We start from the raw sequence: 7,277 nt of genomic DNA, 5'->3' as shown, positions 1-7,277 counted from the left end.
CCCTATTTACTTAACATACACTAAAATCTTAAACCTATTGGGGATAACCTTGTTTTTATTTATATATTTGTTATTATAATACCAAATAAATGAATAAGGCACATCAATACCAATTAGAAAATAAACAAAGATATTTAGACGAATTATTTGAAATATTAAGAATCCCTTCTATCAGTGCAGATTCTTCTTACTCGAAAGAAATAATAAACTGTGCAGAAACCATTTCTAAAAATTTAAGAGAATCAGGATTAGATCATGTTGAAATTTGCCAAACTAAAGGAAATCCTGTAGTTTATGCAGATAAAATTATTAATTCAGAACTTCCAACAGTTTTAGTTTACGGACATTATGATGTACAACCAGCTGATCCCTTAAATTTGTGGGAATCTGATCCCTTTGATCCAATTATAAAAAAAACTGACATACATCCTGAAGGAGCAATTTATGCTAGAGGTTCAGCAGATGATAAAGGACAGTTTTTTATGCATGTAAAAGCAATAGAATCTCTTATTAAAACAGATACATTACCATGTAATGTTAAAATTATTGTTGAGGGTGAAGAAGAAGTTGGATCGGTTAACTTAGGAAGTTTTTTAAAAGAAAATACTAGTAAACTGTCTTGCGATATAATTCTCATTTCAGATACTCATATTTTCTCGAATCAAATTCCAACCGTAACTACAGGATTAAGAGGTTTGAGCTATGTAGAAGTAGAGTTAGAAGGGCCCAACAGAGATTTGCATTCCGGATTATATGGAGGAGCTGTTCCCAATCCAATTAATGTGCTTTCATCTATGATTGCGTCTTTAATTGATAAGGATGGGAAAATTACAGTTAAAGGATTTTATGATAAAGTTATTGAATTAACTCCGGAGGATAGGGCAGAATTAAATAAACTTCCATTTAATGAAGAAGAATTTAAGAAATCAATCGGTTTAAATGATACTGAAGGTGAAAAAGGATATAATTCGCTTGAGAGAACATCTATACGTCCAACACTTGATGTAAATGGTATATGGGGAGGCTATACAGGAGAAGGAGCTAAAACTGTTATACCTTCAAAGGCTTATGCAAAAATATCAATGAGACTGGTTCCGGATCAAAATCCGGAAGAAATAACCCAACTGTTTACTGAACATTTTACATCTTTAGCCCCTAAAAGTGTGAAAGTAACTGTTACTCCTCATCATGGAGGAAATGCTTATGTTTTACCTTCCACTGATCCAGGTTATAAAGCTGCAAAATTGGCGATGGAAAAAACTTTTGATAAAGAAGTTTTACCTTATAGAACAGGAGGAAGTATTCCTATTGTTTCTTTATTTGAAGAAGTGTTAGGAGCTAAATCGGTTTTAATGGGATTTGGATTAGATAGTGACGCCATTCATTCTCCAAATGAACATTATGGGGTATTCAATTTTTATAAAGGAATTGAAACCATTCCTTATTTCTTTAAATACTATACTGAAAATCTTAAAAAGAAAAATTCATAGATAAATTTCAATTTAAATTATATTTTCCAATCTGCAAATTTAATAACATAGATATATGATAGAATTATTTTTGGTTTTAATAGGTGGTATAATTTTTTTGTTACTAGGAATTTATATAGGTAAAAAAATAAATTATATATCTGATCAATCCGAAAAAATTCTTTTAAATGAAAAAATAAAGGAAATAAATAATAAATTAATTATTTCTGAGAAAGCGTTGGAAAATGAATTATTTGTAAAGGAAAATATTTTAAAAGAGCGAGAGCAATTGCTTTTAGAATTAACACGAAAAGATGCAGATTTTGAAAATTTAGTACATAAAAATCAGGAACAAAAACAGGAGATAATAGAGATTCAAAATAATCTTAGGAAAGAATTTGAAATTATAGCCAGTCAAATTTTAGAGCAGAAAACAGAAAAGTTTACAGAACAAAATAAACATAATATAAAAAATATACTGGATCCTCTACAAGAAAAGATTGCAATATTTGAGAAAAGAGTTGAAGATAGTCAAAAAGAGAATATAGGTATATATGTCTCGTTGAAGGAACAGTTGCAGTATTTACAAAACCAGAATATAAGAATATCACAAGAAGCAGAAAATCTAACTAAAGCCCTTAAAGGAGATACTAAAATTCAAGGGAATTGGGGAGAATTAGTATTGGAAAGGGTTCTTGAAAAGTCAGGATTGGAAAAAGATAGAGAATATTTTATACAGGAAAGTTTATATTCTGAAGAAGGTAAGCGGTATATTCCTGATGTAGTTATACATCTTCCGGACAACAAAAAGATGATTATAGATTCCAAAGTTTCCCTTATCGCATATGAAAGATATATAAATGATGATAACGAAGAGGATAAAAATAATTATTTAAAAGATCATATTAATTCTATAAAAAAACATATTCAACAATTATCATCTAAAAATTATCATAACTTATATGCCGATAATACCTTAGATTTCATACTACTGTTTATTCCAATTGAAACTGCTTTTTCTGTAGCCTTAAATCAAGATTCATCTTTATATAATAAAGCATTTGAAGAAAATATAGTAATCGTTACACCTTCCACACTTTTAGCTACTTTAAAAACCATAGATAGTATGTGGAATAACCAAAAGCAACAAAAGAATGCTTATGAAATAGCTAAAACAGCCGGAAACCTGTACGATAAATTCGAAGGTTTCTTACAAGATTTACTGCGTATTGGAAAAAAAATGGACGAGGCTAAAAATGAATACGGGCAGGCTATGAATAAATTAGTTGAAGGTAGAGGCAACATCGTTTCTCATATAGAGAAATTAAAAAAAATGGGAGCAAAAGCAAACAAAACTTTGCCTGAAGAAATCGTTAATAAAGCTCAAATTATAGAGGGTGATTAATAAGTATTAAAAAAAAACAGTAAAAAATATTTCCTTTAAAATTATAATTAAATTAATAAGGCAATTAAAATATTAAAATAAATGAATAGTAAAAGATTATTTTTGATATTACTAAATCTATTATCATGTACAATCATATTTGCCGGCACCCATAAACCTGAAGAAGAAAAAACTACCAAAGAGTTTAGGGCAGTATGGGTCGCTACATTTTTAAATATTGATTGGCCTTCCAAACCCGGATTACCTTCTGAACAGCAAAAAGAAGAATTTATAACCTTGCTCGATAATGTAAAAAAATGGAACATGAATGCTATAATTGTTCAGGTAAAACCGGCCTCTGATGCCTTATATCGTTCAAAATTAAGTCCGTGGTCGGGTTATTTATCTGGAACCCAAGGAGTAGATCCAGGATATGATCCGCTCGGATTCATGGTAGATGAAGCACATAAAAGAAATATTGAAATACATGCCTGGTTCAATCCATTTCGACTTTCTTCTGTAAATGCAAATTGGAGTTCATTGGCAACCGATAATATTGCTTTTAAACATCCTAACTGGGTAGTTAGATATGCAAATCAATTATATTTAAATCCAGGACTTCCCGAAGTACGGGATTATGTTATAGAGTCTATTATGGAAGTTGTTGAAAATTATCAAGTAGATGGAATTCATTTAGACGACTACTTTTATCCCTATAAGGTTGGCAAGTTAGATTATCCGGATTTTGCCGCCTATTCCAAATACGGAGTTACATTTGCTAGTAAAGCAGATTGGAGAAGAAATAACATTAATACTTTTGTAGAGAAATTATATAAAAATATAAAATCCAAAAATAGTAATATTGAATTTGGGATTAGTCCTTTTGGAGTTTGGAGAAATCAAAGCAACGATCCAAAAGGCTCTAAAACCAAAGCATTACAAAATTATGACGATTTATATGCAGATGTTCTGTTATGGATGAGAAAAGGTTGGTTAAATTATGTAGCACCTCAATTGTATTGGCACAGAGGACATAATCTTGCCGATTATTCTACTTTAGCAGAATGGTGGAGCCTTATGGCAAAAGAAACCAACACCAAACTTTATATAGGAATGGCCGCGTATAGAGTAAATCAATGGAAAAATCCCAATGAGCTTATAGAGCAAGTTTATTATAATAGAGAATTTCCGGAAATAAAAGGAAGTATATTTTTCAGTTACAAATCCTTAGCAAACGATCCCAAACAAGTGCTAACCAATTTAGTTACCGGCCCTTTTGCAGAATAAGTTTCTGTATATATCTGGGACAATATAAATATATATTCTAACGAGCGGCTATCGTTAAAATACTATCTAAAATATCAAATAATTATGACAAATATATATTCAAAAGCTTGGTGTTGGCAACATAAAGGTGAACCAGGCGAACTAATTCTTAAAGATTTTAAATTAAGAGATTTAGAAGAGGATGAAATATTAGTCCAAAATTCTGTAATCGGTCTAAATCCTGTGGATTGGAAACTTATATCTTCAGGAAATCCCAGTTGGAATAAAAATCAAATTCCAGGAGTAGATGGAGCCGGTATCGTTGTGAAAACCGGTAGCAAAATGAAGCAGATGCAAATCGGGGCGAGAGTATGTTATCATTCAGACCTTACTCAACAAGGAAGTTTTGCTACCCACACTATTATCAAAGGGAATAGATGCATGCAAATTCCTGAAACGCTAAGTAATTTTGCTGCTGCAGCATTTCCTTGTCCAACTTTGACAGCCTGGCAGTCATTTTGTAAAATTCCCGATTTGGTTAATAAAAACGTATTAATTAGTGGAGCCGGTGGTTCTGTTGGATACCTACTTACGCAATTAGCATTAAACGCAGGAGCTAAAGTTTATGTTACCTCAGATGTACATCATCATCACGAATATTATAAAATGGGAGTTGTCAAAGCTGTAGACTATAAAAATAATAATTGGAATCATGAAATTAAAGAGATTTTACATGGAAATCTATTTGATGTCATATTCGATACCGTTAGTGGGGCACATGCGGCTTCATTGCTTCCTTTAATTGCTTATTATGGACATATGGTTGCTATTCAGGATCGGGTAGCAGAGAATACTTTACCTCCTTTTACCACCTGTGTATCCTTACATGAAATAGCATTAGGAGCATTTCATCAGTATGCTACCAATAGGCAAATTGCACAACTTATGGAAGACGGAGAAAACCTTTTACAACAGATAAGTAATGGAAAATTAAAGCAGAGGGACCAAAAAATTAATTCATTTGAAAATTTACCTGCTCATCTTGCTGATATGAAAAAAAATAATTCTTACCATAAGTATTTGATTGAATTATAAACATCGTAGATATATTTGAATAATGATTATTATACCAAATATTATTATACATAATCATTATTAGCTATAATATAAATTTGGATATATAATATAAATAAAAAAAAGAGATTAATTCAATCTCTTTTTTTTATAAATTAAACCTATCTTATCCAATAATATTCAATATCCAAATCTTTATATTATTTTATATTTATTGTGTAATAAGTATAAAATATATGAAATATTATTTATAAAAAGTGTAATAAATTCGTTCATTTATTTTAATTATATTTGTCCTGAAACGAACTACATAAACAATGTCTTATAAAAGTTACAAAGTAAAAAAAGGAGATACTCTGCAACGCATTGCCGAAATATTTCAAACAACTGCCAAAGCCCTTAGGGAATATCATAATTTACATTGCGAATTAAGTAATCTATTACCCGGTGAAAACATGATCCCCTCCCATATAAAAGAAATACTTATACGAGAAGAAGAAGTTATCCAGGATGGATTAGTAAAAAATCAAAATCAATTTTCCTTAGAAACCGGGGGAAAGTATGAAGTAGAAATCAAGAATGCATTATTTATTAAAGACGATCTTATAAGTACATATGAGACAGAGAATCTATGGGAATTCTCTAAGAATTCTAACGGTATTGAAATAACAATTACAGACAAAAAAATATTAAAGAGTACTGCACAACTGCAACCACTTTTGGAAATTATTAATACGATTAATAAATCAACGGATCATTTACAATTGGCTTTAAATAAAGATAATACCATACGAGAAGTACTTAACAAAACAGAAATTTTAGAAAAATGGGAAGAAATTAAATTCAAATATGTAAAATTCCATGAAATGCAAGATGATTTTGTGAAAATTATAGTTGAACAATACGATAAGGCATTTCAAAATATAACAAACCATATAAAAGAGAATTTATTATATCAAGTAATTTTATTTCCAAGTGGCACATTGAAGCATCCGGTACTTTATCCTATGTCTTTGAAAAATAATATAGTGGTTAATTCCTTACTATTTCCTGAAAATAATATAGCTTATGATTGGAAATATACCTCCAAGGAAACGAAAGATCATTTTGTCTTTTCTCTTACCGCTGAAGCACCGTCTAATAAATTGCAACATTTTAAAGAATTATATGAAAAAGGATATAAATCGATTTTGCACGCCTCTTTTTCTCCAGTTTTTATACTAGAGTCCAAATATTTTTACAATAAGAAAACTCTAAAATTGGAAAATGCAATAATATATGCGAAAGAACAAATGAGTAAAGAATTACTTTACATAGTTCGATATAAATTGACACTTATATCTCATGATGAATCCACAGAAAATTTTGTGGAAATGAATGAAGAAGAATGTAAACCCGTTAAAATTTTTAACGAAGAGTTGAAAAGTAGATTTTTATTTGATTGAACATTGCATTAAGTACTAGTCTAAATTATAAATATATATGCTTAGAACTTCCCATAAAACTAAAAATAAATTATTAACCGTTATAATTTTGATATTAAGCATGACAATACTATCCTCTTGCTATGATCCGATAAGAAGTAAAAATCGCAGGAAATACACACCGGAATATTGTTTTGAAAAAGAAAAGCAACCTTTGGCAGAAGCCATCTATAAAGGGAACACAAAAGAGATAAAGCGTATAATAGCAGAAAATCCCTTAGAAATAAATGCCCTGAGCAAAAAAAGCGGGTTTCGGTATTTGTATTATGCCTGTTTGATGGAAGACCTTTCTGCCGTAAAAACATTGCTAAGCTTGGGGGCAGATCCCAATAAAATTTCAATAAATAAAACGGGGAAAAAACCAGGGTTAAAAAGAACCAATATATCCTTTGCAGTAGGCAGGGGGAATTTAAAACTAACAAAGTTATTATTGGAAAACGGCGCCAATCCCAATACACCCGTAGGCTTGTTACCGCTAAATCTAGCGATGTCACATGAAAATATGCAGAAATATTTTGATTTATTATTCAGCTATGGAGCCGATGCCAATTATAAAGAATACGGAAGTTGTGAAAATGCAGCGCAGATAGCCCTATCAGG

General features: G+C 30.5%; 6 protein-coding genes. All 6 read left to right on the top strand.

Annotation, left to right across the window (positions count from 1 at the left end; translation table 11 throughout):
- Positions 1-89 precede the first annotated feature (89 nt).
- Positions 90-1,490 carry a dipeptidase gene (locus Q0T35_RS10915; protein ID WP_295843096.1) on the top strand — a complete coding sequence of 467 codons (1,401 nt, stop codon included), beginning with the start codon at positions 90-92 and terminating at the stop codon, positions 1,488-1,490.
- A 55-nt stretch (positions 1,491-1,545) separates the two neighbouring features.
- Entirely contained in the window at positions 1,546-2,874 is a 1,329-nt protein-coding gene (rmuC, locus tag Q0T35_RS10910; protein WP_293919312.1) for a DNA recombination protein RmuC, read from the top strand.
- 81 nt (positions 2,875-2,955) lie between these two features.
- On the top strand, positions 2,956-4,140 hold the full coding sequence (locus Q0T35_RS10905) for a family 10 glycosylhydrolase (RefSeq protein ID WP_293919311.1): 1,185 nt from the start codon (positions 2,956-2,958) through the stop codon (positions 4,138-4,140).
- 84 nt (positions 4,141-4,224) lie between these two features.
- The gene (locus tag Q0T35_RS10900) at positions 4,225-5,214 is read left to right on the top strand and encodes a zinc-binding dehydrogenase (RefSeq protein WP_295813164.1); all 990 of its coding nucleotides are present in this window, start codon (positions 4,225-4,227) and stop codon (positions 5,212-5,214) included.
- A 296-nt stretch (positions 5,215-5,510) separates the two neighbouring features.
- On the top strand, positions 5,511-6,638 hold the full coding sequence (locus Q0T35_RS10895) for a LysM peptidoglycan-binding domain-containing protein (RefSeq protein WP_295843095.1): 1,128 nt from the start codon (positions 5,511-5,513) through the stop codon (positions 6,636-6,638).
- Between the two features lie 37 nt (positions 6,639-6,675).
- Positions 6,676-7,277: ankyrin repeat domain-containing protein (locus Q0T35_RS10890; RefSeq protein WP_295843094.1), on the top strand; the 602-nt coding region annotated here is incomplete at its 3' end.

It is taken from the genome of uncultured Apibacter sp. (assembly GCF_946479295.1).
Taxonomy (GTDB): domain Bacteria; phylum Bacteroidota; class Bacteroidia; order Flavobacteriales; family Weeksellaceae; genus Apibacter.
Note: the sequence above shows the minus strand (reverse complement) of the source record. Positions and strands in the feature narration are given on the sequence as shown.

Excerpts from the sequence above, each read along its gene's own strand:
- Q0T35_RS10915 (WP_295843096.1), top strand. The coding sequence starts at position 90 with ATGAATAAGGCACATCAATACCAATTAGAAAATAAACAAAGATATTTA.
- rmuC (WP_293919312.1), top strand. The coding sequence starts at position 1,546 with ATGATAGAATTATTTTTGGTTTTAATAGGTGGTATAATTTTTTTGTTA.
- Q0T35_RS10905 (WP_293919311.1), top strand. The coding sequence starts at position 2,956 with ATGAATAGTAAAAGATTATTTTTGATATTACTAAATCTATTATCATGT.
- Q0T35_RS10900 (WP_295813164.1), top strand. The coding sequence starts at position 4,225 with ATGACAAATATATATTCAAAAGCTTGGTGTTGGCAACATAAAGGTGAA.
- Q0T35_RS10895 (WP_295843095.1), top strand. The coding sequence starts at position 5,511 with ATGTCTTATAAAAGTTACAAAGTAAAAAAAGGAGATACTCTGCAACGC.